At 62.4% G+C, this 25,936-nt stretch carries 18 protein-coding genes, 1 tRNA gene and 1 pseudogene; 4 read left to right on the plus strand and 16 right to left on the minus strand.

What is annotated here, in order from left to right:
* Positions 1-200 precede the first annotated feature (200 nt).
* The 4 genes from K9F62_09845 to K9F62_09860 all read right to left on the minus strand — a co-directional run bounded on the left by K9F62_09845 (position 201) and on the right by K9F62_09860 (position 4,137).
* Positions 201-929 carry a hypothetical protein gene (locus K9F62_09845; GenBank protein UJX42952.1) on the minus strand — a complete coding sequence of 243 codons (729 nt, stop codon included), beginning with the start codon at positions 927-929 and terminating at the stop codon, positions 201-203.
* Positions 930-1,122: 193 nt separating this feature from the next.
* The gene (locus K9F62_09850; protein ID UJX42953.1) at positions 1,123-3,075 is read right to left on the minus strand and encodes a B12-binding domain-containing radical SAM protein; all 1,953 of its coding nucleotides are present in this window, start codon (positions 3,073-3,075) and stop codon (positions 1,123-1,125) included.
* A gap of 366 nt (positions 3,076-3,441) precedes the next feature.
* Positions 3,442-3,783, minus strand: coding sequence for a DUF5320 domain-containing protein (locus K9F62_09855; protein UJX42954.1), 342 nt, complete (start codon positions 3,781-3,783; stop codon positions 3,442-3,444).
* Between the two features lie 15 nt (positions 3,784-3,798).
* Entirely contained in the window at positions 3,799-4,137 is a 339-nt protein-coding gene (locus K9F62_09860) for a DUF134 domain-containing protein (protein UJX42955.1), read from the minus strand.
* Positions 4,138-4,340: 203 nt separating this feature from the next.
* Here K9F62_09860 and K9F62_09865 point away from each other — a divergent pair, with 203 nt between their 5' ends.
* Positions 4,341-5,786: a HAMP domain-containing protein gene (locus K9F62_09865; protein UJX42956.1), complete on the plus strand. Its 1,446-nt coding sequence runs from the start codon at positions 4,341-4,343 to the stop codon at positions 5,784-5,786.
* Positions 5,783-7,132 carry a sigma-54 dependent transcriptional regulator gene (locus K9F62_09870; GenBank protein ID UJX42957.1) on the plus strand — a complete coding sequence of 450 codons (1,350 nt, stop codon included), beginning with the start codon at positions 5,783-5,785 and terminating at the stop codon, positions 7,130-7,132. The genes K9F62_09865 and K9F62_09870 overlap by 4 nt, the downstream gene beginning before the upstream one ends.
* Positions 7,133-7,163: 31 nt before the next feature.
* Here the strand turns inward: K9F62_09870 and K9F62_09875 are convergent, their stop codons facing one another.
* The 3 genes from K9F62_09875 to K9F62_09885 all read right to left on the minus strand — a co-directional run bounded on the left by K9F62_09875 (position 7,164) and on the right by K9F62_09885 (position 12,271).
* The gene (locus K9F62_09875) at positions 7,164-8,969 is read right to left on the minus strand and encodes a methyl-accepting chemotaxis protein (GenBank protein ID UJX42958.1); all 1,806 of its coding nucleotides are present in this window, start codon (positions 8,967-8,969) and stop codon (positions 7,164-7,166) included.
* A 183-nt stretch (positions 8,970-9,152) separates the two neighbouring features.
* A complete protein-coding gene (metG, locus tag K9F62_09880) occupies positions 9,153-11,108 on the minus strand; it encodes a methionine--tRNA ligase (GenBank protein UJX42959.1) in 1,956 nt (651 codons plus the stop codon).
* The gene (locus K9F62_09885) at positions 11,105-12,271 is read right to left on the minus strand and encodes a hypothetical protein (protein UJX42960.1); all 1,167 of its coding nucleotides are present in this window, start codon (positions 12,269-12,271) and stop codon (positions 11,105-11,107) included. Before K9F62_09885 ends, metG begins: the two co-directional genes overlap by 4 nt.
* 183 nt (positions 12,272-12,454) lie before the next feature.
* On the opposite strand from K9F62_09885, the gene K9F62_09890 reads away from it, so the two are divergent.
* Together K9F62_09890 and K9F62_09895 are read left to right on the plus strand one after the other, a co-directional pair.
* A tRNA-Lys gene (locus tag K9F62_09890) sits at positions 12,455-12,530 on the plus strand.
* 523 nt (positions 12,531-13,053) lie between these two features.
* Entirely contained in the window at positions 13,054-13,740 is a 687-nt protein-coding gene (locus K9F62_09895; GenBank protein UJX42961.1) for a nucleotide-binding protein, read from the plus strand.
* A 197-nt stretch (positions 13,741-13,937) separates the two neighbouring features.
* On the opposite strand, the gene K9F62_09900 is transcribed toward K9F62_09895, so the two are convergent.
* The 9 genes and pseudogenes from K9F62_09900 to K9F62_09940 all read right to left on the minus strand — a co-directional run bounded on the left by K9F62_09900 (position 13,938) and on the right by K9F62_09940 (position 25,933).
* Positions 13,938-14,669, minus strand: coding sequence for a DNA cytosine methyltransferase (locus K9F62_09900; GenBank protein ID UJX42962.1), 732 nt, complete (start codon positions 14,667-14,669; stop codon positions 13,938-13,940).
* Positions 14,647-14,823, minus strand: a complete 177-nt coding sequence (locus K9F62_09905) for a Com family DNA-binding transcriptional regulator (GenBank protein ID UJX43184.1) — start codon at positions 14,821-14,823, stop codon at positions 14,647-14,649. Before K9F62_09905 ends, K9F62_09900 begins: the two co-directional genes overlap by 23 nt.
* Positions 14,824-14,965: 142 nt before the next feature.
* Positions 14,966-15,898 (minus strand): patatin-like phospholipase family protein, encoded by a 933-nt coding sequence (locus tag K9F62_09910; protein UJX42963.1) that lies wholly within the window; start codon positions 15,896-15,898, stop codon positions 14,966-14,968.
* A 242-nt stretch (positions 15,899-16,140) separates the two neighbouring features.
* Positions 16,141-16,395: pseudogene (locus K9F62_09915) on the minus strand (hypothetical protein).
* 1,023 nt (positions 16,396-17,418) lie between these two features.
* Positions 17,419-17,742 (minus strand): amidohydrolase, encoded by a 324-nt coding sequence (locus K9F62_09920; protein ID UJX42964.1) that lies wholly within the window; start codon positions 17,740-17,742, stop codon positions 17,419-17,421.
* A 14-nt stretch (positions 17,743-17,756) separates the two neighbouring features.
* Entirely contained in the window at positions 17,757-18,260 is a 504-nt protein-coding gene (locus tag K9F62_09925; GenBank protein ID UJX42965.1) for a hypothetical protein, read from the minus strand.
* The gene (locus K9F62_09930; protein ID UJX42966.1) at positions 18,257-19,123 is read right to left on the minus strand and encodes a hypothetical protein; all 867 of its coding nucleotides are present in this window, start codon (positions 19,121-19,123) and stop codon (positions 18,257-18,259) included. Before K9F62_09930 ends, K9F62_09925 begins: the two co-directional genes overlap by 4 nt.
* A complete protein-coding gene (locus tag K9F62_09935; GenBank protein ID UJX42967.1) occupies positions 19,116-20,660 on the minus strand; it encodes a hypothetical protein in 1,545 nt (514 codons plus the stop codon). Before K9F62_09935 ends, K9F62_09930 begins: the two co-directional genes overlap by 8 nt.
* On the minus strand, positions 20,660-25,933 hold the full coding sequence (locus tag K9F62_09940; protein ID UJX42968.1) for a tape measure protein: 5,274 nt from the start codon (positions 25,931-25,933) through the stop codon (positions 20,660-20,662). The genes K9F62_09935 and K9F62_09940 overlap by 1 nt, the downstream gene beginning before the upstream one ends.
* Positions 25,934-25,936: the final 3 nt, after the last annotated feature.

The raw sequence follows: 25,936 nt of genomic DNA on the forward strand, positions 1-25,936 counted from the left end.
GGGAGGGAAAAGAGGGTGCGAGAGGGGAAACCCTTTTGCAAAGGGTTCTCCCCTCTCGCGCTCTCCCCTTCCTAAACTTCTTAACGGTTACGAATGCGTTTCGTGTAACATCCTGTAACCATTAAAAGTCTTTTGGAAGGGAGTCCGGGGGAAACCTTTTCTTCAGAAAAGGTTTCCCCCGGCTCCTCTCTCCCCACGACTCAGCGCGACTTGGCGCAAAAGCGTTGCCAGCCCATGAGCGCCGCCGCGCCGGCCACGGTGGTGCCGTAGAAGATGACCGGCTTGTCGGTGAGGAAATCGCCGATGGTGTCGTTGGCGAGCGTCGAGCCCGTGGACACGATCAGGTCGGCCCAGTCCAGGATCGAGGCCTGATCCTCGGGGCCGTGGATGGGCGCGCCGTGCTTGACCGCGCCGATGTTCTCCGGGTCGCGGTCCAGGACCTTGAGCGTGAAGCGGCTGCTCAGGATTTCGATCATCTTGGGCTGGAAGCCGACCTGGGCGATGCGCGGATTGCCGTAGGTGGCGCTGATGTGGTCGCGGAAGGCGGTGGCGCAGTCGTTTGGTTCCTTGTCGCGGCAGTGGACGGTGCCGGTGCAGAGCCCCAGGCTGCGGCAGGTGGCGTTGAGGGCGGAGACGAACACGGCCCGGCGGAAGTTGCCGGTGAGCTCCATGGCGGCCACGTCGGCCAGGGAGCCGGAGAAATCGCCGAAGCGGTCCGTGAAAGCCTGGCCTTTTTCGCCGCGAAACACGGCCTCCATGAGCTGTTCCTTGCCTTTTTGCAGTGGGAAATCGTCGCCGTCGGGGTCGCCGATGGCCTCGTGCACCGTGAGCGTGCGGGCCGTGACAGAGATGGGTTCGCCGAGCAGATCGTGTTCCTTCCACAGGGCGAGGGCTCGCTCGCGCACGGTTTCAAGCATGGTTTCCGCCATTTCCTGCCTCCTTGTCCGTATGTGCTTTTCCCCGGCGTCACGCGTCGCGTTTCCCGCCGTCTGGGGCTGGCGGAAAATGCTTGGTGCGGGGAGTGTTATGCGAAAACGGAGCTATGTTGGACGAACGGCAACAGAAGTCAAGGAAGCGCAACCAGACAAAAGAACGGGAAAAGTATGGAATAGGCAACCATATTTAGGCTGAAACATGGTCAAGGGAGCGTCCATATTCCATAATATATTCAGGATAGTCCAGTGAGAAAAGATGCTTTGCCTTGTTTACTGCTTTGGTGACACACGGGCCGTTGCTTATTTTTGAAGACAGATGTTTGTCTATTGCCTGCAGCATTGTGGCGTTGTTGGTAAGCACTGCGGAATTGAGCAGTTCCAGTATGGTGTCAGGATTATCGTCGTGCGTAATGATTTGAAGGTCGTTGTTATTCGTATTGCAATATGCGAGCAACCTGGCAAGTATTGTATGGTTTTGTTTTGGGCAGGATGTATAAAAATTGAATAATTTCTCAATATGAGCCTTGTTTCGCGGCAAAGTGAAAAACAGGGAGGCGATATGTGCGTTTTGTGAAGAATCGGTAGCGAGTTGTTTTATAAAATACAAGGTTGAATATTCCAGGGTGCTTTTGGCTATTTCATTTCCCTTTTCCCAGTAAGGAGTGCAATGCTGCTTGACGGCCTCGAGAAACGAGCCGTTTTGCGTCCCGGACGGGTTGTCCCTGATCGCTTGCAGAATAAAGAAGTCTCCGGATTTCCAGAAAGACGTACACTTCGTGTATAGCTTCGTAAAGAAATCTTCATGGCCGGTATTTAAATAGTATGGGAAGATATATCCGAGGGAATAATACAGAATTTGATAGTCGCAGTAGGCCTTGATAGAGGGAAGTTGTTTGTAGAAAAGATTGCAACATGTTTCAAAAAGCGCGCAAGTTGTCTTCTCTTTGAATTCATAAGGGATGATGCCCGGTTTTCTTGATTTTTGATCGCTTGGCGTTATGTTCTTTTCGATGAGCGTGCCTCTGTAGCACGTCAGTTTAGAGTTCATGGATTGCAAGGCTGGAAAGTCGATCTCTTGCATGACGGCAATCGTTTCATCGACCTCGGCCTTGGTCGTCCACTGGTCAAAGAAAATAAAACCGGGATTGACGGTTATACCAAGGTTGTTGAGGGTCTCTATGGCCTGCAGGTGCTCGCCGACTGTCTCCCTCTTCTTGTAGCGATCAAGTACGGGCTGGGAAAAGGATTCAATCCCCAGGAACACGCCTGCCAAACCGGCTTTCTTGAGCAAATGGAAAAGATTTTTTTCGATTGCGGCCGAACGGCACATGAAGCCGAAGCGGATCGGAGGCGCTTTTTTGAGGATCAATTCCGCGAAGCGAGCGGCCCTGTTGTAGGACGCTGCTGATGTTATGACGAAATTGTCATCGACGAAGTAAAAGTGATAGACGCCGTATCGCTTATTGAGAAAAAGAATTTCCTCGACCACATCCTCGATGTCGCGCGGACGCCACGTATTGATTTTCCCCGCCCGGGGGATGCTGCAAAAACTGCAATGGAAGGGACATCCTCGGGAACCGGAAATGCTGGCCTGCGGGTGTCGTTGCAGTTGCCAGGGGAGCATTTCCCGGGACGGCCAGCCGAGGGCGTCGACGTCGAGAGCGGTTTTCTGGGCGACCTCGAGCAGCGGCATGTCGCCTGTGGCGTCGAATTGGCGCAGGACGTCCACAATGAGGGCCTCGCCTTCGCCACGGACAATGGCGTCGGGATGATAATCCGCCAATTCCTCGGCGGTCAGCGAGGTGGCCAGGATGCCGCCGAGGATGATCTTGCTTTCGGGACGGTGTCTTTTGATGGCGTCCGCCAGGGCCATGCCGGGGAGGGCATTCATCGAGGTCAGCGAGAAGCCGATGTAATCCGGTCGGATGTCTTGCAGCAATGTTTCGATGTGCTGCATGCCGGGATCAACGATGGAGCAGTCCCATATGTACGCCTCATGCGTCTTGGCGAGATTTCTTTTGATGGAAGCGGCAATATAGCCAAGGCCGAGGTTTTCAAGATTGAGATGGGCGCCGACATCGGCGTTGGGGGGCGGGTTCAGGAGAAGCAGGCGTTTTTTGGACGTGTTGTCAGCCGCCATAATGTGATTTCCCGAAACGTAATTACAGAGTCCGCGGACTGCCGTGGCCGCGCGTCCAACGCGGTTGTTGCCGCGGAAGGTCGGGGGCTTTGCGCCAACACCTCGTCGGGCAACCACCATGGCTGCGCTGGCGCGCAGGCGTTGTGGAAAAGAAGTCGCAGGGCGAGGGGGGGCGGTTACACGATCGCCGGATCGGATGGGGGCCGGCGCGGGCGGAGAAGGGAAGCGCCGGCCATCATGTGAAGGACGTTTCCCGGAGAGCCCGCGCCAGGTGAAAGCGTTGCAGATTGAGGAAGGGGAGGGCGCGGGAGGGGTTACCGCTTTTATTTCAAAGGGTTTCCCCCTCCTGCCTCCGCTTCTCTCCTCCTAATCCTGGTCGGCCGTCTTTTCCAATCGGGCCAGACGTTCGTTTAAGGCGTCGAGGTTGGCCTGCATGGCCTGGGCCTGTTGGAGAAGCGCCTGGGGCTCGGCGTCCGTGTCGCTTCCGGCGACGTTGCCCGGCGCGAAGCCGGCCCCGCGTCCCATGCCGCGACACCATACGCCGCCGCGACCGCCCATGCGACCACGACCCATGCCCATATCCATCTGCCGTCCGCCCCGACCCGGCGCGCAGGAAAATCCCGGCGCGTCCGCGCCGCCGCAAAAACCGGCTCCCCGGCCCGTGCCGGAACCCTGCCCCATGGGACCGTTGCGATCACCTCGTGGCATAACGTCATCCTCCTTTTAAGGAGCGTCTTTGTCGGCCGCGTCCCCGGCGGCGCAGGCGTCTTCGGCCAGGGCGTAGTCCCCGCCCTCGATGCGAAGCGCCGATCCGGTGGTCAGCGCCCGGGCCACATTGCCCCTGGCTTCGGCCAGCACCCGGCCGAAGGTGTGGCGGGACACGCCCATGCGCGTCGCCGCCACCTCGGTGGTCAGCCCTTCCACATCGGCCAGACGCAAGGCCTCGAGCCCTTCCACGGACAGGCGGATTTCCGGCAGGTCCCGCAGGGGCGCGCCTTGCGGTTTGAAATACGTGGCCTTGGGGATGCCGGAGACGCACCGGCGCAGACGGGGACGCGGCATGATCGCTCCTTTGTTTTGCTCAAAAGAGCATTAAGGCTTGCCTGGGCGACGTCAAGGGGGAGGAGAGATGTTTTTGCTCTTTTGAGCAAAAAAGGCGGCTGCGGGCGACCGGGCGTTTTCCGCCGGCTCTTGTTCCCCGGGGCCACGGCGTGTAGGCTAAGGCCCCAGGCCGGCAGGCCAATCCGTCCAGCCGAGGGCCCCCCATGACCAGCCTCCTTCGCGCCCGCCTCAGTCTTCGGCAAAAAATCGTTGCCATTCTCGCTCTTTACGTGCTCGGCATCGGCGCCATGGGCATCATTTCCTACGAGGATCTGCGCACCATGGAGGACAAGCTCGAGTTTATGCGCCTGGGGCACGTCATTGCCAATACCATCCTCGAAGTGCGGCGCTACGAGAAGAACTATTTGCTCTACGGTCTGCCCGAGGATCTGGCCGAGGACCGGCGCTACCTGGGCGAGTCCTTCAAAACCCTGGATGCGCTCACGGCCGAGGCCAGCGATCTGAAGGTCTCCTCCCAGCTCGGCGCCTTGCGGACCTTGCTGCGCGACTACCGCCAGGCTCTGGGGGCTCTGGCCATCTCCGGGGGCGGGCAGGGCGGCGAGGCGGCGCGCAAGCTGCGTGAGATCGGCAAGGAACTCACCGAGGCCGCCGACGCGGTGGTGGAGTTCGAGCTCAGCCGCATCCATGCCCTGATCCGCCTGCTCGGGGCCCAGCTTCTCTTGGCCGTGTCCGTGTCCGTGGCCCTGGGCGTGGCCTTGCCGCTGCTCATGTTTCGCAAGATCTTCCAGCCGCTCGGCATCATCCGCTCCGCCACCCAGGACATCGCGGCCGGGCGGTTCAAGGAAATCCAGGTGGTCAACACCAACGACGAGATCGAGCAGGTCATGGAGGCCATAAACCGCATGGTGGCCGAGATCGAGCGCCGCCAGGATCAGCTCGTGCAGACCAAGAAGCTCTCGTCCATCGGCACCCTGACCGCCGGCGTGGCCCACCAGCTCAACAATCCGCTCAACAACATCTCGACGTCCAGCCAGATCGCCCTGGACGAGCTGGAAACCGCCGATCCCGCATTTTTGCGCAAGCTGCTCGGCAACATCCTCCAGGAGACACTGCGGGCGCGGGACATCGTGCAGGGGCTGCTCGAATTTTCCCGGGCCCGGGAATTCTCCCTGCGCCCGGTGGTCCTGTCCGAGCTTGCCGGCCGGACCCTGCGGCTGGTGTCCAGCCAGGGCGGTTCGGGCGTGCGGTTGACGAGCGACGTGCCGGACGACCTCGTCATCCCGGCCGACGCCTCGCGGCTTCAGGAAGCGCTTCTCAACCTGCTCATAAACGGCATCCAGGCCGTGGACGGCAGCGGCGAGGTGCGCCTGGCCGCCCGGCGCGACGCGGCTGCCGGCCAAGCCGTCATCACCGTTTCCGACACCGGCCCCGGCATCCCGAAGGAGACCAAGAGCCGCGTCTTCGATCCTTTTTACACCACCAAGGAGGAAGGCAAGGGCACGGGGCTCGGGCTGTCCATCGTCTACGGCATCGTGGAAAAGCATGCCGGCACCATCACCGTGGACAGCGAGCCGGGCCAGGGCGCGGTGTTCACCATCCGCCTGCCCCTGTCCGAGGGCGCTTCCGGCCGGACGGACGGCCCGGCATGAAGCGCGCCCGCGTGCTGGTAGTGGACGACGAGCCCATCGCCCGGGAAAACCTCGTCCACATCCTGACCAAGGCCGGGCACCGGGCCAGCGCCGCCGAGGATGGCCGCGAGGCCTTGGCCCTTCTGGCCGGGGAGCCCTTCGACCTGGTGCTGACCGACCTGCGCATGCCGGGCATGGACGGCATGGAGCTATTGACCGCCATCAAGCGCCGCGCCCCCGAGACCGAGGTCATTGTGGTCACGGGCCATGCCGCCGTGGAAACGGCGGTGACCGCCATGCGCCTGGGGGCCTTTACCTACGTTTCCAAGCCCATCCACGTGGAGGAGGTGCTGGCCCAGATCGCCAAGGCCCTGGAAAAAACCGCCATGCGCCGGGAGCTGACGCGGCTGCGCCAAAACGCCGATCCGGCCTCGGGGCTTTCGCGGCTCATCGGCGGCAGCGATTCCATGGAGGCCCTGCGCCAGTCCATCATCCAGGTGGCGCGGCTGGAATGCAACGTGCTCATCACCGGCGAGACCGGCACCGGCAAGGAGCTGGTCGCCCGCACCATCCACGACCTGAGCCCCCGGTCCAAGGGGCGGTTCATGGCCGTCAACTGCGGCGCGTTTTCCGAGGAGCTCATCAGCAACGAACTGTTCGGCCACGAGCGCGAGGCCTTTACCGGGGCCGGGGCCCGGCGCAAGGGGCTCATCGAGGCCGCGGCCGGGGGAACGCTCTTTCTCGACGAGATCGGCGAGCTGCCGCTTTCCATGCAGGTCAAGCTCTTGCGCGTGCTCCAGGAGCGCACGTTCCTGCGCGTGGGCGGCACCGAGGAAGCGCCCATGGACGCCCGGGTGCTCTCGGCCACCAACAAGGACCTCAAGAAGGAATCGGATACCGGGGCCTTCCGCCAGGACCTCTTCTACCGCCTCGACGTCATTACCGTGCACGTGCCGCCCCTGTCCGAACGCCGCGAGGACATCCCGGAGCTGGCCCGACATTTCCTGGCCAAGCACGCCGCCGCTTCCGGGCGCAACGTCCAGCTTTCGCCCGAGGTTCTCGACAAGCTCCTGCTCTATGAATACCCCGGCAACGTGCGCGAACTGGAAAACATCGTGCAAAAGGCCCTGGCCGTGAGCGAGGGCGAAGTCATCGAATCCGCCCATCTGCTGGCCGATCTGCGCGACGAGCGCATCCGCCCCACGCGCGGGGCGCGCCGCGACTGGCCGAGCCTGGAGGAACACGAGAAAAGCTACATCCGCGACGTGCTCGAGGAGGTGGAGGGCAACAAGTCCAAGGCCGCCCGCATCCTCGGCATCGACCGGGTGTCGCTGTGGCGCAAGGTCAAGCGCTACGGGCTGGAGTAGGGGGGCGGCGCCTGGAGCGGGCAGGAAAACGCTAGCCGAACACCTTGATGTCCGCGCCAAGCACCCCGACGATGCGTTCGTCGGCAAAGATGGGCGTGGAGATGGTCAGGCAGTACTCGCCCGAGGCCTCGGACACGTAGATGGCCGAGATGGACGTGTCCTTTTTCTTTATGACCTCGGTGAACCAGGGCCGGGCCGACCAGTTTTTGCCCTTGACCGAGCCCGAGGCGCTGGCCGGGAAGCCGGCCGGGGCGATATTCTCCGTGATCTGGATGCCTTGGGCATCGGTGGCGTAGAGCAGCTCCAGGAAGGCGTTTTGCGACAGGGCGTCGCGCATACGCCGTTCCATGGCTGCCTGGGCGAGTCCGGTCATGTCCGTGGTCGCGGCCAGCCCTTCCACCACGTCCTGGGCCGTGCCCTGGCCGATGAGCTTGAACACCCCGTTTAATTTGATGAGTTCCTCGATCTCGCCGCCAAGCGCCTCGATGGTGCCGGCCGAGCGGACCATGCCGTCGGTGGTGCGTCCGGACAGTTCGCGCACCCGGTCGATGGCGTTCTGGATGCGTTCGCTGGCCGCGACCTGCTCGTCCGAGGCGCCGGCGATGGAGGCGACCTGGGTGGCGGCGTCGCCGGAGAGGCGCACGATTTCGCCAAGCGCCGCCCGGGACTGGCCGGCCAGGGCCGTGGCCTTGGTGACGGCCTCGGAGGCCTGGTCCATGTGGCGGATGTTGTCGAAGGTGCCTTTCTGGATGGCCTTTATGACCTGCCCCACCTCGCGGGTCGCGGTCATGGTCTTTTCGGCCAGCTTTCTGACCTCGTCGGCGACCACGGCAAAGCCACGTCCGGCCTCGCCGGCCCGGGCCGCCTCGATGGCGGCGTTTAGGGCCAGCAGGTTGGTCTGGTCGGCGATGTCGGTGATGACGGTCATGACCTGCCCGATGGACTCGGCTTGCCGGCCAAGCTCGGCCATGTTGGTCGTGAGCTCCTTGGTCAGCGTGCTGACCTCGCCGATGGCGGCCACGGAATCGTCCACCACGGTGGCCCCGTCCGTGGCCTGGTTGCGGGCCTGCTCGGCGGCGTCGGCGGCCATCTCGGCGCTTTTGGCCACGGCCACGGTGGAGTCGACCATGACCGACACCGAAGCGGCCGTGTCGTCGATGCAGGTTTTTTGCTCCTCGGCCCCGAGGCTGACTTCCTTGGCCTCGCCGCGCAGGTCGGCCGTGGCTTTCTTGATGGAGTCGGCCACGCCTTCCAGGGTCTCGCCGGCGGCCAGCATGCCCATGCGCCGGGTCTCGTCCTTCTTGCCCGCCCGGTTCGCCTCGCGCGAGGCCCGCTCGGCCGCGGCGGCGGCTTCGACCTCGGCGGCCTTGGCCTTGGCCAGGGCCAGCCGTTCCTCCATGACCCGGACCATGGCCTCCAGGCTTTCCTTGAGCAGGCCCAGGCGGCCGATGAACCGGCCGTCGTCGGTCAGGGGCGCGGTCTTGCCCGCGCCCACGCTTCGGGCATAGCCGGCCAGCCGTTCCAGGGGCCGCATGAGGGAGCGGCCTATGCTCCATAAAAAAAGAGCCGCCAGAAGGACGGCGGCAAGGAGGGAAGCCAGGGCGGAAACCGTGGCGGTTTTCCCCGGCAGGGCGTTAAGACGTCCGGACAGGACGCGCAGGTCGTCGCGCACGGCGGAATTGGCGCTCGGTCCAAGGTCGGCCTGGGCCCGGGCAAGGGTGCCCCCGGCCTCGTCGGCCAGGTCGGAAAGGCGCCAGTAGGATACGCCGCTTGCCACCAGCACCACCAGGAGAAAACCGATGATCGTGCCGATGGTCAGGCGCAGCTGCAATGACATGGTGTACGACCCCTCTTCCGAGCCTGCCGCCCGCGTCGTGGGCGCAAGGCCGTCGTCACCCGGACGTCGGCCTCGTCCCCACGACGCGAAACAGTCATATTGGTTTCACGGGCTCGTAGCATACAAGGGGCGCAAGTCAATCCCGGCGCGGTTTCCCGCGGTTTTCCGCCGGAGCGTGGGGCGTTACGAAACGCGTCCGCCTGGGGCGACCGGGGCGGACGGCGTCAAAAGGGCCATGCCGTCCGCGTGTTTGACGGCCAGAATCATGCCATGGGAGACAGTGCCACGCAGCTTTCGCGGCTTGAGGTTGGCCACCAGCACCACCTGACGGCCGACGAGGTCCTCGGCCGGAAAGTATTCGGCCAGCCCGGCCACCACGGGCCGGGGTTCGGCCTCGCCCACGTCCACGGTCACGGCATAGAGCCGGTCGGCCCCGGGCACCGGGGCGGCCGTCAGCACCGTGGCCACGCGCAGATCGAGCTTGGCGAAATCCTCGAACGCCACTTCCGCCTCGGGTTCGGGCTTGGCGGCCGGGGCCTTGGCCGCTTTGGCCGCCTTGGCCTTGTCTTTGGCGGCCTTGGGCTTGGGCGCGGGTTCGTCCGCCTTGGCCGGGGCTTCCATGCGGGGGAAGAGGTTGGAGGTGGCGGCGACGGTGGTGCCGGCGGCGAGCGGCGCGAAGGCCTCGGCCTCTTTGGCGAGGTTTAAGCCGGCGGTCTCCTGGCCGAGCTGGGTCAGGAGCTTCTCGGCCGCTTCGGGCATGACCGGCAGCAGGCACACGGCCACCTGGCGCAGGCCGCCGAGGACCATGGCCATGACCGTGCCCAGGCGTTTGGTGTCGCCTTCCTTGAAAAGCGTCCATGGAGCCATGGCGTCGATGTATTTGTTGAGTCCCCGCACCAGTTCCCACAGCGCTTCGAGAGCCCGGGAAAACTGGGCCGCGCCGAAAAGCTGCACGAAATTGGCCATGGCCTCGCGGCCCAGGCGGGCAAGCTCCGTATCCGCGGCCTGGGGCGCGTCGGCTTCGGGCACCGTGCCGCCGAAGTACTTGTGCGTCATGGCCAGGGAGCGGTTGGCCAGGTTGCCGAGGTCGTTGGCCAGATCGGCGTTGAACCGGCCGATGAGCGCCTCGTCGGAAAAGCTCGCGTCCGAGCCGAAGACCATCTCGCGCAAAAGAAAATAGCGCATGCCGGACAGGCCGGCGTGCTCGGCCATGGCCAGCGGCTCGACCACGTTGCCGAGCGACTTGGACATCTTGGTGTCGCGCACCAGCCAGTAGCCATGGACGTTTAAGCGCTTATACAGCGGCAGCCCCATGGCCAGCAGCATGGTCGGCCAGAACACGGCGTGGGGCTTCAGGATATCCTTGGCCACCACGTGTTCGGCCACGTCCCACCATTTGGAGAAATCCGGGTCATCGGGCCAGCCGATAGCCGTCAGGTAGTTCATGAGCGCGTCGAACCAGACGTAGGTGACGAAGTTGTCGTCAAAGGGCAGCTCGATGCCCCAGGTCAGGCGCGACTTGGGCCGGGAGATGCACAGGTCCTCCAGGGCCCCGGACTCGAGCAGGCTCACCACTTCGTTTCGGTACTGGCGGGGGCGGATGAAATCCGGATTGGCCTTGATGTGCGTAAGAAGCGCGCCCTGGTATTTGGACATGCGGAAGAAGTAGTTTTTCTCCGCGATGTATTCGGGCTTGACCTTGTGGTCCGGGCACAGCCCGTCCACCAGCTCCTTTTCGGTCAGGAAGCGCTCGCAACCCTTGCAGTAATGGCCGCCGTACTCGCCGAAATAGATGTCGCCCTTGTCGTAGACGAGCTGCAGGGCCTTTTTCACCGCTTCCTTGTGATCGGTGTCGGTGGTGCGGATGAAGCGTTTGGGGGTGATGCCGAGCTTCGGCCAAAGCGAGCTGAAAAGGCCGCTTATGGCGTCGGCGTATTCCTTGGGCGTCTGGCCGGCCTTTGTGGCCGCCTCGGCGATCTTGTCGCCGTGCTCGTCGGTGCCGGTGAGGAAAAAGACCTCCTCGCCCAGAAGGGCGTGGAAGCGGGCCAGGGCATCGACCACGATGGTGGTGTAGGCATGGCCGAGGTGCGGCTTGGCGTTGACGTAATATATGGGGGTGGTGATGAAAAAGCGGTTCACGATCCGGACTCCGGGGCACGGGAAGAAGTTTTGCCGCCCTGGCGCGTGTCGGGGCGCGGGGCATGCTTGGATGGGCTGGGACGCTGGGCCTGGGACGACTGTTCCTGGGACGGCTGGCCGGCGGGCCTGGGATTTTTCCGGGACGGGCGGCGTCCCCGGCGGGAGCGGCTTTGTCCTTCGCGGGATTCCCGGGGCGTTTCGCCGGGGCCCTGGGAGGCGGCGCGGGGGCGGTCGCGGCGATCCCCGCGCGAGGATTGGGCTTGCTGCCCTTCCGGGGGCTTGCGCGGGGCGTTGCGGCCGGGTTCGGGCGGGGCGGCGGCGTCCGGCCTGTCCTGGGAACGGGGTTCGCTTGGGGCCGGCGCGGCGAGGGCCGCGTTCCATTCCTCCACGGACAGCTCGTGTTCCTCGCCGACTTCATCGAGGACGCTTATGGTCTCGCGGAAGAGGTTGGTGCGCAGCACCTTGACCAGCCCCAGGGCAGTGGAAAATTTCTTGCCCACCCGGGGGCATTTTTTCTGGAACTGTTCGTAGTTTTCCTGCTCGAAGGACAGGCAGCACAAGAGCCGACCGCAGATGCCGGAAATCTTGGTGGGATTTAAGAACAGGTTTTGTTCCTTGGCCATCTTGATGGTGACCGGGGCGAACTTGCGCATGAAGCGGCGGCAGCAGCACATCTGGCCGCAATTGCCGATGGCCCCGAGCATCTGCGTCTCGTGGCGCACGCCGATCTGGCGCAGCTCGATGCGGGTGTGGTAGGCCTTGACCAGGTCCTTGACCAGCTCGCGGAAATCGATGCGACCCGGGGCGGTGAAATAGAAAACGATCTTGCCCCGGTCGTGGAGCACCTCCACGTCGACGAGCTTCATCTCCAGCTTGCGGGCCTCGATGCATTTGCGGCAGTAGGTGTGGGCCTCGCGGCCCAGGGCGTCGTTTTCGCGCTGGATGTCCACGTCTTCGGAGGTGGGCAGGCGGAAGATGGGTTTGATTTCGGGTTGTTCCTCGCCTTCGGGCGGGGTGTCGCGCACAAGGGCGACCTTGCCCATGCCGAGTCCCTGTTCGGTCTGGACGAGGACACTGTCGCCGACGGCGACGACGAAGGGGCCGGAGTCGAAATAATACAACTGTCCGTGGTCACGGAACTTGATGCCGAGGATATGGCTCATGAACGCCCTATGGGGAACGCCGCGCCGTGGCGGCGGTAATCACGTTTAGGAGTATTCTTTTACGCGATAAACCGTGCGACGGCAAATGCCGCGAGGGGAATGACGAATTTTTTTTACACGATCTTGTTGACAAGCATGGGGCTCCCGCGTAAACGACTTTTCCGCCGCACGTGAACGGCGCGCGGGCCATTAGCTCAATTGGTAGAGCAGCGGACTCTTAATCCGTTGGTTCAAAGTTCGAGTCTTTGATGGCCCACCAGCAAGTCCAGGGAGTTAGGTGCATAACCTAGCTCCCTTTTGCTTTTGGAAAGGGATGTTATCCGACTCCTGTCCAACCGTTGCGGAGGAACAACTTCGGCGGGGAGGGGGGTATCCCATAGAGCGGGCCTGCTTCCCCATCTTCTGTCCCCTTCTCCTGTTGCTCGAGCGCACGTCATTGTAAGCGCTCAAGCAAAATGAGAAATTGTTTCAGGCAATCTGGGAAAGAGGAGTATGTTTTCTGCCAGTTGGGTTCCATGTTTTTGTCCGAAGGTGTTCGTCAGGGCGAGGGCATGGCTCCCCGGCAATCCTATCCTTCGTAACTCGTGAGAATATTTTGCTATATACTGATTTTGTCTGTTTTTAGGGATTAGGTGGATGCGGACGGATAGGCTGTATAGACAAAATGCCATGTGTTGTCTTATGGTTGGGGTGTAAGTGTTAGCGCAATTTGGCGGATGCCCCGAGATGGTCAAACCACAACCGAGTCTTCACAAAAACTTCACCACTAGGGAAGCCCTCCTATGATTGGAAAAGTTGACTCCGTGTTACGGGAGAATAGTATCCAGTTTGAACGAAGAGATATCCAACACGGCGTTCAATTTCGTTTCCCTGATGGAGCCATACTAAATGTTTTCGATACTGGGAAAACACATTGGGCAGGAAAGCCAACGTCAACGAAAGAAAAAATAGAGAAACTAATTTCTCCAGACCGGTCTTGCCCTGTAGAAATAGTCTCAGGTCATGATGTTCATATACCAAATAAAAAAGTTTTTATTGTTTACGGACATGACACGGATGCCCGTGAACAGCTAGAACTATTGCTTAGGCGTTTACAACTGGAGCCTGTCGTTCTTCAGAACTTGCCAGCTGCCGGTGAAACAGTCATTGAAAAGCTTGAAAGCAATTCTGATGTCCATTACGCTTGTGTGTTGCTTACCCCAGACGATCAAGGACACGCTATTAGCAAGCCTGACGAAATACGGCATCGCGCACGACAAAATGTTGTATTAGAGCTCGGCATGTTTTTAGCTAGTCTCGGTCGCAAGCGCGTAGCAATTTTACACAAAGGCGACATTGAGCTTCCCTCAGACATCAGTGGTCTTCTCTATATTCGGTTTAGCAATAGGATTGACGAAATTAAGGAACGGATCGCTGCAGAACTTCAAGAGGCTGGATTTACGATTAATATCAAGGATCTCCTTAGTTAAGCGAAGGAGATTCTCTAAATGAGAAACATTTTCGCGGCATAGCCTTTAGCCATTTGGATGAAGTCCTCCAGACTAGTGGGTGTCGATGGTGTAGCCCCCGGCTCAAGCCGGGGGCTTGTAGAATTCAAGCGTGGAGAGCTGGATTCTGAACAGCAATGAATCCGTATGTTCTTCAGAGACCACATTGCTGCTTTGTGCTAGATTCTTCCGAGCGCCCACTGCAGCACAGCAGGCGTGATGCCGTTTCCGAGGCACCTAAGTCGGTCCAGCCAATGGGGACTCCCATCATCCACTCGACAAACGACGGGGCCGCGATAAGCCGATATGGCGGCCTGGGCTCGCGAGCCTTCAAGCCGTAGGCCATTCCAATCAACCGGGCCGTCAGGTTGCCGGTGGATTGCCAAGTCTCCTCCCGGCGCAAGTATTGGCGTACTGGCTGGCCCTCTATCGCCGCCGGGGTAGGCAACAAGGATAACCCTTTCACGCAAGTGAGGGGCGCCAAAGGCTGCCGCCGGAAACACATCCCATTCCGCATCATACCCGATCTCGGCCAGGTCCCCAAGTACGCGGTCGAGGCCCCGGCCGAGGAGCGCCTTGACGTTTTCCACGACCGCGTAGCGTGGTCGTAGCTCGCGAAGGATTCGGGCGTATTCGGACCATAGTCCGGACCGCTTGCCCGTGATGCCCGCTCCTTTGCCGGCGACGCTGATATCCTGGCAAGGGAAGCCACCGATGACGATATCGACTTTTTGGGCGCTTTTGGCATGGACGTCCCTCACATCATGGAAAACAGGGACGCCCGGCCAGCGCCTTTCCAGCACGGCGCGGGCGAATGGATCACACTCACAAAACCAGGCATGAGAAAGACCGATCGCTTCGGCGGCGATGTCGCCCAACCCCGCCCCGCTAAAAAGACTTCCGACATACAACGCTATCTCCTGATGGGGCCTCTTGGGGCTCTTGTCCGGGGCTCGTGGCCCTCAGGAGATTCATGGTCCCGCATCGCGGGCACTTGATGGAGAGGTTTACGGCCTCCCCTTTCGCCAACAGTTTTCCACAGTTACCGCATCGAATTTCTCGCATAAGTCCGTTGATTGTTGCGCTCGTGCCTGCTACGCCCCTCGTCACCCTTGTCCGCAGGGGAGGGAGCAGCTGGCGCAAGCCGGTGGACCGGCGATCCCCCGCCGGGCCAGTGAGGTGGTTGCAGCCACCTCGCCTGCTCCACTTATGCCGCCTTGGGCAGCGTCATCTCGCAAACTTTGTCGATCATTGCGTCCTGTTCGGCAATCAGGCCACGGGCTACGGCGGACAGCATATCTAAAGCCTCCTCGCTGACGTCGTCCATGGCTTGTTCCTTGGCCAGCGCCGGCTGGAGCCGGATATAGTGGTCGCCCAGGAGCACTTGGCTGCCGTAGGCCGAGACGTCCGATTGGCCGTCGAACATGCAGCCGATCAACGGCCGCGCCCACTTCGCCAAGCCCCAGAATCGGGCGTCCTTGTAGAGATAGGGGCGGCTATTGTTCCCGGTCCCCAGCGACAGCATGAACACTTTGCCCAACTGGCCAGCCTTGGCCGCCTGGGGCAACGCGAGTGTCGCAGGGTTGTTGGCGAACAAGCCTCCGTCCACGCAGGTGGCCACCTCGCCGGTCAGGCTTCGGATGCGAGCCGGCGGGAAATAAGTCGGAGCGGCGCTGGTGGCCCGGCAGACGTCGCGGAGAAAGAAGTCCCGGCGGTTGTCTGTCTTCGCCTTGGCGGACTTAAATAACGTCGGCGTTCGGGCCTCAATGTCGTAGGCCGGCACGATCAGATCGATTGAGCAATCGGACAGTTTGCGGTCGACGAACACGTCAGCCAAGGCGGCCTCAATGCCCCGAGCGCTGTACTGCGGTCCCCACAGGCCAAAACCCGTAACCAGGCGGTGCCAGACGTTTTTGGAGAAGATGTCTTTGCCGCGCTGGCGGTAGAGGTCGGCCACGTCCTTGGCCGGGATGCCGGCGGCAACAGCGCAGGCGATGATGCCGCCCGTGCTGGTGCCGGCCGCCAAATCGAACAGTTTGCCGGCCAAGCATCCGACTCGCGCCTCAATCTCAGCCAAGATCAGGGCCGCGATCAAACCCATGATTCCGCCGCCGTCGACACAGAGGATACGCCGGATCACAACGTCACCCCCAGGATGGCATCGGCCCGGGCCTGGTCGAATCCGTCGATTTTGCCGACGAGATAATTCACGCCTTTGACTACGGGGGGATACGTGAGATCAATGCCGGTACTGGCCGCGCCCTGGACGCGAACCCAGAACAGATCCACGTCGCTGTCCGTTTTGGCTAATTCACGGGCCGCCTTTAATTCTGTTTCGGTGAACCGTGCGTAAAACGCGGTGACGCTCATGGTGGTCACCACCGGCGGATTGTCGATCCCATCGCGCCAGGCCGTGACGGCCTCCAGGGTCAGTGGGTTAAACAGTACGTGTCGTTCCCCGCTGGCGTCCTCATAGACTACCGCCGGGTATCCCCTAAATTGCGGCATCAGTGCCACGGCCGCCGCGTGATCGGTGATGACCTCGCCGGGGACAGGGGCGGCGGCCAGCCATAGAGCCAAAAGATCGCGGCTGGCCGGAACAAGATCGGAATGTAAAAGTGTCAATCCTTGCGGCATACTATCACCATCCCATGGTTGCGAAAGTCTTAGCCTCGGCATGGCCGGCACCACCATTGCCGCCGGCGGTCGCAGAAAGATTTAAGGAGCCAGATATACTCCCACCGTAGAAAACCCCCACTTTCCCTGCCCCTGTTCCCCCCGAATACGCCATAGAGTCATAAACGCCATTTGCCGAAAGGCTGTGGCCCGATGTAACAGAGATGGAATACCTCACAAACACGAGTAGCACGCCGCCTGTACCGATGGCGCTTGCCCCGTACAGATACCCGTCTACCCCAAGGGGTCCCATGGTATTGACGTTTCTGTAGCCGGTTGCTCGGTCACCGCCGCCCCAAACCCTTCCGGGACCGCCTCGTCCGCCATACGCCCAAGCATTCGCCCCAGAGTTTACAGCAGACGCCGTCCCGCCCCCGCCCCCACCAGGGGCGTTTAATCCAGCGTTCCCTGCGCTACCGGAGTATGTGGAATTAAAGGCAATGTACGCCGTGCCGAGAGCGACTGCCCCCGTCTGTGCCCCGCAGCCTGACGCCGAGATGATGGCTGTCCCACGTCCTGGCCATGACGAGTAATCCGCCTGTACGTCTGGCATCATTGGTGAGGGGCAGGCGAACATCGTGGGGTCGAAGATAGCGTAGCCCATTTTGCCCAGCCACGACCAAAAATCACGTAACGCGGCGCGACGTCCGGTTAAGTTCATAAAAGACGGAACAACGATGTCCTGGTGCGCCCAATGCGGAGAGCCGGCTGCCCCCTTACCTGTCATGGAGATAGACCCGGTCGAACCCATGACCAGAGAATCGCAGAGTATTACCAGACCACGACAGCGGTTGGTGACAGTCATAGGGGCATCGACTGTTAGTGATCCATACCGAACAACCTGAATCGGGCCGTCCAGTGTCGTGGGGAGGCTGGTCGCGCTGTTGATGGTCACGTCGCCCGCCGAGCGGTACAGTGCAAAAAGGGTGGCGATGTTGGTCAAGGGGATAGTTTGCCGCCAACCCTTCGGATAATGCACGCCCATTATCTTTCAACTCCGCTGGCTACGAAGGACACCGCAGCCACGTCTGATTGCACACGGATTTTATCCGGCGTGGCAGATGCCGCCAGAAAGATTTTTGTGTCAATGTGGACGGATTCAGCTGGGGCTATGCTCCCGAGCCAAAGGGTTCCGAGCGTGGCGTCATTCGAGTCGGCAAGCGTCACGGATACGGCGGCCATACTTTCAGAGTCCGTATTACAGATGATAAAACCAGCAATGCCAACGGAGAGGCTACCGCTCGGAACGACCAGATCAGTGACCGTATTCGCGGCGACCGATGCAAGAGGCCAGTTTCGTAAGATCATACGTCCCCCTTAATTCAGCCCAAAACAAGGGCGGCTAGAACGGCCTCATCTTCTGCCGTGTTACGCGGCGCGTTGTCCGGGTCCTGACCGAGCCACACCTCGGCCAGATCGACCTCCACGGCGACCCCGGTCACCGTGACCACCACGCGGCCGGCATCCGCGTCGAAAGTTGCCCCGGCGACGTAGCCGACGCCGGGTGTCGTCTGAAGCAATTTAAGCGGCCGGCGAAGCTTGTAGGGGAGCGCCGCCACCTCGGGGCCGGTGACGGCGATCTGGGTGTCGGAGAGGCGCGTTATGGGCAGGACCTCCTGCACCCAGGCTCCGGCTTGGGCGGCCGCCGCCCTGGCCATGTCCACCAGGTCGACCACAGCCGTGACCGCTGTGGCCGCGTCGGCCAGCGACCGGGGAAATTCGGCCTCATAGCCGTCGTCGCCAAAACCGTGAGGGTTGGTCAGGCTATCAAAGGAGTTGCTGTTGTACTGGCGCATCCGCGCCAGCGCTTCGGTCAAACTGCTCATATCGGAGCCCTCCAGGCGACTTCCTTGATTTCAAAGCCCATGCTGGTCATGCCCACGAAGGGGAAATCCAAGGGGGACAAGGTGCGCAGGTTCCCCAGGAAGGAGCGTTGCTGCAGGAGCAGCGGATTGCCCGGGTCCCAGCAGAAAAAGAGGTCCTTATCCACGCCGGCCCGGCGCTGAAGCGCCATGGCCTGGTTGACCCCCTCAATGAGATCCATATTGTCGAAGGAGACGGTGACTACGCGGCGGGGTTCCCGGCGATCGTATTCCTCGTGACCGTCCAGGGCCTGATCCATGACGGTATCGGTCTCGTGGGACAGGCTCGCGCCAAGCGTGAAGTTCCACTGCGGCATCCAGCCCGGGGCCATGTAGAGACGGCCTATGTCGAGGTACCCCTTGGGGTTGGTGGGGTTGGACAGGGCGATGCGCCACCACCGATACCGCTTGTGGCTCGGCAAAATATGGATGGCGTTGCGTGGATAGAGATCGATATCCTCGGCCGCGACCTTGCCGCCCCAGAAGTTCGTGTCGCCCCAGCGCAGGTCCCGCCAGGAGAATATGCGGGGGAAGACCGCCATGTCGCCGGAATCGTAAAGCAGCTGCGTGCGGCCGGCATCGCCGTAGCCGGTCACGCGCCATCGGCCATCCAGGTTCATGGAATGGGCACAGACCACGATGATGCGCACGGGGTTGGTATGGGCCAGTTCCAGGTCGATGGCGGTCGAAGCCGGATCGCAATCGGCCGCGCGAGCCACCCTGGCCAGTACGGGGTCCTTGAGGGCGTCGAGGCCGATCAACCAGTTGCCGCCCGAGAGAGTGGCCGCGTCGGCCCGGTTGGGAAAGGCGATGAACCCGTTAGCCATACAGGTCCGCCTCCACGTAGCCGTCCTCGAAGTCCAGGGCGAGCCCCAGCACGGCAAAGAGCTTGCCCGCGCTGAGCCCGAAGCGGGGCAAGGTCAGGCGCACCACGTTGCCGAGAGAAAGCGGCAGGCCATAGCGCGGCCGCAATCGCACCCGGAACCGCTGCCGACGCACTTTATAGAGGGCAAGCAGCCGGTCGGCCTCGTTGTTGGCGGCGGCAGCTTCCACCAGCAATGTGTCGATGTCGATTGCCGGCGACAGGGGGTGGATATCCAGCACGGCGGCGTCCTCGGCCACCACAGTCCGGGTTTTCTCGGCCAGCCAGGCCCGACGGTCATCTTCGACCGCGCCGGCCAGATCGTTGTCATCCTGGACGGACCAGTTGCGGCCATAGGTCAGCGACACGCGGTGGACAGGCACGCCGTTGCCCGTGTCATTGGCCGGGATCTGTTCCACGCCGCCGCCATCACCAGCCAGGATCTCCACCTCGGTCAACGTCGCCACGGGCTCTCCGGCCGGGGCCTCGAAACGGCCGACACGCACCACGCCAAAGCGGTCGAGAGTCCACCACGCGCCGATGGATCGGGCCAGATCGTCCAGCACCTGGTCCATGTCCGCGCCGTCTCCGGCATCAATGCAAAGCCCGACTTCGGCCGGGTTGGCGGCCGCCAACGCCGCGAAATCGGCGGCGGACAAGTCCGTGCTGCCATATCCGGCCCGGGTCCGCAGGATGCGCTCCATGATGCCGGCCACGGTCGAGACGTAGCCGCCCGAGGCGTCGCCGCGCACGTCGGCGGTCACGGCCCCGGCGGGTTTGGCCCACAAACGAAACATGCCGGCGGACAGGCAGGTGGCGAACTGGCCGGCGGAGAAGGTTGCCGCCTGGAGCGAGGCCACGTCGGCGTAATCCTGGGTGGCGGTCAGGGGCAAACCCTTGTCGTAGACGGCTTCTATGGCGGCCACCGGACCGTCGTGGATCTGGTAGATCAAGGTCGAAGCGTTGACCTTGGTGGTGGGCGCATTGCAGCAATGCCCATAACACAAGGGTTTCTCGTCACCCTTGAGGTTGTCGTCCCCTTCGACGCCGTCGGGACCGCTGTCGGTGCCGGCGTACAGGTTGGCCTGAATGGGCTTTTCGAGCTCGGCCCGGCGGTCACGGATATTGAGGATGGCCCGTGTCCAGGTCAGCTCCAGGGATTCGACCACGCCGGTCATGACCGTCTCGGCCGTATCCACCCGGCCGTGGGCGGCATGGCGCAGCACAAACCTGCGGCCGTCCAACGCATAACCGGCCAGGGTGTCCAGACCGCCCGAGACGGCCACCAGTTCGATTTCCCCCAGGGAAATGTCGCCGGCCCCACCCGTGACGCCGTCCTTGAACACGCTGACCTCGAACGATGCCGGAATGGCCAGAAGCGGCGCGTAGTAGGCATTGGGCGGCGTGTCGTCCGGGGGCGTGGTCAGGCCGCCGGAAGAATAGCGCAGGGTCGTGACCGCGCCGGCGGCGATGTCGTAGGCCTCGAGGTCGAGCAGGTACATCAGCGCATCCTCCGGGCCAGACGATCCACGGACCGCGCCAGGCGTTTGGTGGCCATGCGGTTGGCCTCCTGGGATTTGGCCAGGGTGCGGTAGCCCGCGCCGTCCAAGCGCATCTGGGCATCCAACCTGCTTTCGATGCCCGAGGTGTCGGTCCGTTCGCCGCCACGATCGGCAAGGCGTTCGATGATGCGGGAATGGGAGACGGAAAAAACGCGCTCCCCGGGCATAAGCATGGTCGGCACCGAATCCAGGCCCGGGATGCCGCCCGTGACCAACCCGCCGTCAGCCATGCCCGTAAAGGAGGCGAAGAGCGCGGCGGCCGCTGCCGCCTGGGCCGCGTTGGCGGCGGCAATGGAATCGGCGTAGGCGCTGGAAAAAGAGGAATTGTTGATGGCTCCGACGATGGCCGAGACGCCATCCCCCATGGCGCTGGCCAGCGTCCCGAGGTTGGAATTGACCAGGGAAAGCTGGTTTACCTGCAGTTGCAGGACCGCGATCTCATTATTGATGGCGTCGAGTTGGGCCTGGGCCTGGTCGACCTGGGTCTGGGCGTACTGCTCCAGGCTGGCCAGGGTCGAGTCGGCATGCTCGAAATCCGCGTAGTATTGCTCGGAACTGGCGTAGTAATCCCGCGAGGCATTCACGTAATCCTTGGTGATGTCCGGCAGTTCGGATTGGGCAGCCGTATCGCCGGCCCGAGCCTTGGCGGCAGTGCTGTCGAACAGCGCCTTTTTCTGTTCGTAAAGTTCGCGGGGGGACAGATCGGTGAGGTCGGGGTCCAGCTTGAGCGACTGGCGCAGGTCCTTGATCGACGCGAGGAAATCCGACCACATATCCAGGGTGTCCTGGATGGCGTCGCGCTGGTCCTGCAAGGCCGAAATCTGGTCGTTGATGCCGTCGATGATGGTCTGGTTGGTGTCGTCCCAGGCCTGACCGGCGGATTTGAGCGAGCTGTCCCACGCCTCGACCCATTGGGCGGCGTCATCCCACGATTTGAAATCATCCGGAGAGAGGGAACCGGATTCCATGGCCGAGCGATATGCGGACCAGAAGTTTTCCAGGCTCACGCCCGACTGGTTCAGTGCGCCGATGGCTTCGCCCGCGCCCTCGGCGTAGTATTGCATGAGCCGGGTCGCCTGTTCGGTGCTGCTGTAAGCGTTGGTGAAGAAGCGATTGAAGGCGCTTTGGGCGGCGTCCGTGGAGCCGAAGGCGGCCACGATCTCGCTGGCGTATTGGGCCAGGGCCAACTGGCGCAACTGTTCGTTTGTGGCCTGGACTTCTTCGCCCGTGGCGGCGGCCTGGTCCTGCATGTCCCGAAGCGAGGCGATGGTTTCATCGTCGAGCACGCCGGAAAGCGCGTCCAGGTCCAGGCTCGCCGTGTTGGCCGAATCGCCGGCGGCCAGCATCTTGTCCACGAGCCCGGAAATGTAGTCTTCGCCGGCCAGGGATTCGAGGGACAGGCCCATCTGCTCCGTGGCCGTGCCGACGGTGGCCATGGCCGACTCGAGCCGGGTAATCTGGTCGATCCAATACTCGCCGTCATTGGCAATGGCGGAAAACGCGCCGACAAGGCCGCTATCAGAAAGAATTTTTCCGACCTTGGCGTTGGAAACGTTCCTGTAGAAATCCTCCTGCTGTTCGTCCGTGACGTCCCATTGCGGAAAGGAGAAGTTGTCCAGGCTTTCCTTCGTCTCGACACCCAGCTTATCGAAGCCCGATGTAATGACGTCGGTGTAGGCGTCCAGGGCGTCGTTGACGCTTTGGGTCGTCTCGGCATCGGCCGCGCCGGTGGAGCGGATTTCATGGGAGGTGGACGATCCTCCAAACATGGAGGAGTCCGTCACCTTGTAATAGTCCGCCGTGCCGACGTTGGCGGAACCACCTACGATGGATATTTGCAGACCAGAGCCCGTTTTCGTCTCGGTGTGCGTGTTGGAAAATCCCATGGCCAGCAGGCCACCAAGGGCGGCCACGCCGCCGACCACGCCCAGGGCTGTTCCGAGGCCGATGCCAGCCCCGGCAGAGGACGCGCCGGCCAGCGCGCCACCCTCAGCGGCCCCGGAAGTCACGGCCGTGTAGCCGGCCCCTTCGGCCAGGGACGTGGCCGTGGTGGTCCCCAGGGTGCTCATTTCCGTGGCCGAGGCGGCGGAAAGCGCGGACAAGGAGGAGCCGCTGCTGAAAAGATCGCTGACGTAGCTTACCCCTTTGGAGATGCCATAGTCGGCCGCCTTGCTGGTGATCTTGGATACGGCCGAGTTGGACAGGGAGCCGGTCCCTGAACCGGAGCTTGTACCTGAAGACCCCGCCAGGGCGCTCGTGGCATCGCTGCCGACCACGGATTCCACGATGGGGATGACCACATAGTTTTCCAACGCGTACTTGATCATCTGCTGAACGATGTTCATCAGGTAATCGAGCATCGAATCCATGGCGCTTTTGAAAGCGTCGGCCATGGAGCCGCTGCCGTTGATCCAGGCCTTGAAGGCATCGGTCGCCCCGCCGGCGATCGAACCAGACAGATCGTGGACCCCGGACGCGATTTCCTTGGAGAGCGAAACCCAGGAATCGCGCTGCCGGGTGGCGGCATCCTTGTAGAGCCCGAATTCCAGGGTCAGGGCGTCCGAGAGCGTCGAGAGGAAATCGGTCTCGTATTCGAGGCGGGCTTCGATCTCCTCCTTGCGCAAATCCGACCGCTTCTTGGCGGCATAGGCCTCGTAGGCCGTCTCGGAATCGCAGTTGTCCTTGACGTGCTTGAGATGTTCGTCGAGGAGCGCCCACGCGGCCTGCCAATAGGCGTCGGACACGCCGGCAAGCGAGGCGAAGGCGGACTTCTGGTTTTCCAGGTCCTTGAGGCGAATTTCCTCCTTGAGATCGGCCAGGGCCTGGGCTCGCTCAGCTTCGTTGGCGTAGCGGGCATTAACGATCTTTTCCTGGTCCTGCGCCCACTTCTGGAGCTCCGTGGTCGAGCCGCCGTAAATCAGGTCCGGATCGCTGGTTAGTCGGCCGAGTTCCTTGAGGGTGGCGGCCGCCGTGTCCATGGCCGCTCCCCATGCCTTGATCTGGACAATCTGCTTTTCCAGCTCCCGGGCTTCCGCCAGCTTGGCCAGGGCCGCCTGGTAGTCGGCCACGTCACCCTTGGCCCCGATCATGGCCTTACGGATGGTCGCGCCGAGCTGGTCATAGCGCTTGTCGATCTTGGCCAGATCGGCGGTCAGGCTGTCGCCACCGATCTGGGCCTGGAGCGTGTCGAGCTGGTTCTCGATGGATTGCAGGTAGGACGCGCCTCGGGCTTCGAAGCGCTCGATGGCGTTGGCGCTGGCCCCCGTCGACTTGGTCAGGTTCTTGACCGAGTTGTCTTCGGCTTCCTGGGCGCGCTGCACCGCCGCATAATATCCCGGCATGTCGGTCAAACCGGCCTGCAACTCGGCGTAGGCGTCCGCCTGCCGGGCAACGGACAGCGCGTGGGCATCGGCCACCCGGGTCGATTTGCTCAGCTCGGACTCATTGATGCCGGCCCTCCCGGCGCTGTAGCCGGCGACCGCGCCGCTGTCCTTGATTTCCTGTTTGGCCAGGTTGTCCCGCTGCTTCTTGAGCTCCTTGTAGGCAAGATTCGCATCATCGAGCTGCCCGTTGAGGTTTTCCAGCTCCCGCGACAGGGCGTCGGCCTCGCGCAGGTCGATATTGGGGTTGGCCAGCTTGGCTTCCACAGCCGTCTTGCTGTTCGTGACGACGCCCACGGCGTTGTCCAGGGAGTATTGCTTGGCCTCCAGGCTCCGGGTCTTGTATTCGGCCGTGCCCTTGATGAGCTCCTGAATGTAGGCCTTGGCCTGGACGAGCTGGGAGTTGTCCACGTTGGCAACGACGTTGACCACCCAGGTCTGGCCGGTCAGCTCGCGGATCTGTTCCTCGAACCATTTGAGCTTGGCGCGCAGCTGGTCGACCGTTTCGCCCGAGGGACCGAAGTCGACCTGGTGCGTTTGGACATCGACCAGGGCTTCGGCCAGTCCTTGCGCCTGTTCCTTGAGGTCCTTGACCCAGGTTGCCTTGCGCTGGTCCAGGTCCTCGAGCTGCTTCTTGAGGCCCTCAAGCGACGACGTCCAGGTGGCGAACGGCGGCAGCTCGCCCCTGGCTTCGGCCATCATGGCTTTGTACGTGACCGTGAACTGCTCGAGGTTGTGGGTCAGATTCTGGTTGAAGGCGGTGCCGATCTTTTCGACGATCGTCACAAGGCCCGTCACCAAAGAGGAATCGGACAGCTCCAGGAAGGAATTCTTGAGGCGTTCGGCGTTGGCGATGGCGGTATCGGCCGTGGCCTGCCAGCCGTCGCCGAAGGCGGCCAGCTTGTCGGCGAGTTTCGGAATGAAGGTATCGGAAACCACCTCGCCGTTTTCCATCATCTTCTGGAACGCGGCCGTGGTCACGCCCAGGGCATCCGCGCCCATCTTGAGCGCGCCCGGGATTCTCTCGGCAAACTGCTGCCGGTATTCCTCGGCCTGCACCGTGCCCTTGGAAAGCATCTGTTCCAGGGCGAGCAGCGCCCCAGCCACGTCCTGGGAGGAGCCGCCGACCTTGGTGATGGCCGCCGTCACCGCCTCGAAAGTCTTGCGCTGGTTGTCCGTGGACAGGCCGACGGTGTCGGCGGCGGCCGCGAACTTCTTGTAGGAGCCGGCGACGTCCAGGAGGCTTTTGCCGAAGGCGTCGGCCATGGATGCGGCATAGCGGAGCTGCTCCGCGCCGGCGTCCTTGAAAACCGCCGTGTAGGTCGCGGCCAGCTGCTCCATGGCCATGGCCGCGCCGACAACCTGGTTGGCAAAGGAAATGACCTGGTCAACGCCGAAGGCCGCGATCATCGCGGTGCCGACCTGGACGGCCAGGGCACGGATGTCGGACAGGTTCGCGCCGAGCGCTTCGGCCTGCGCCTTGGCTTCGGCCGCGCCGCTGCCCAGATTGCGCATAGCCGTGCCGCCGGCCTTGCCGCCGGCTTCGGCTTCGCTGCCGGCTTTCTTGATCTCCGCCCCGGCCGTGGCCATGGCCGCGCCGGCCTCGTCGCCGGCCTTCTTGGCCGTGGCTCCCATGCCATCCAGGGCCTGCGTCGCCTTGGCGACCGGCTGCGTCACCGCGCTCGCGTCGAGCTTGAGCGCACCATTCAGATCGACGGCCTGCCCCTTGGCCTTCAGGGAATCCAGGTCCTGTGCGGTTTCCTGGATTCCCCGACGGCCCGAAGCATTGTCGGTCTCGATGATGATGCGGACGCGGTTTTCGGGCGTGGACATGGC

Source organism: Desulfovibrio sp. JY, assembly GCA_021730285.1.
Taxonomy (GTDB): domain Bacteria; phylum Desulfobacterota; class Desulfovibrionia; order Desulfovibrionales; family Desulfovibrionaceae; genus Solidesulfovibrio.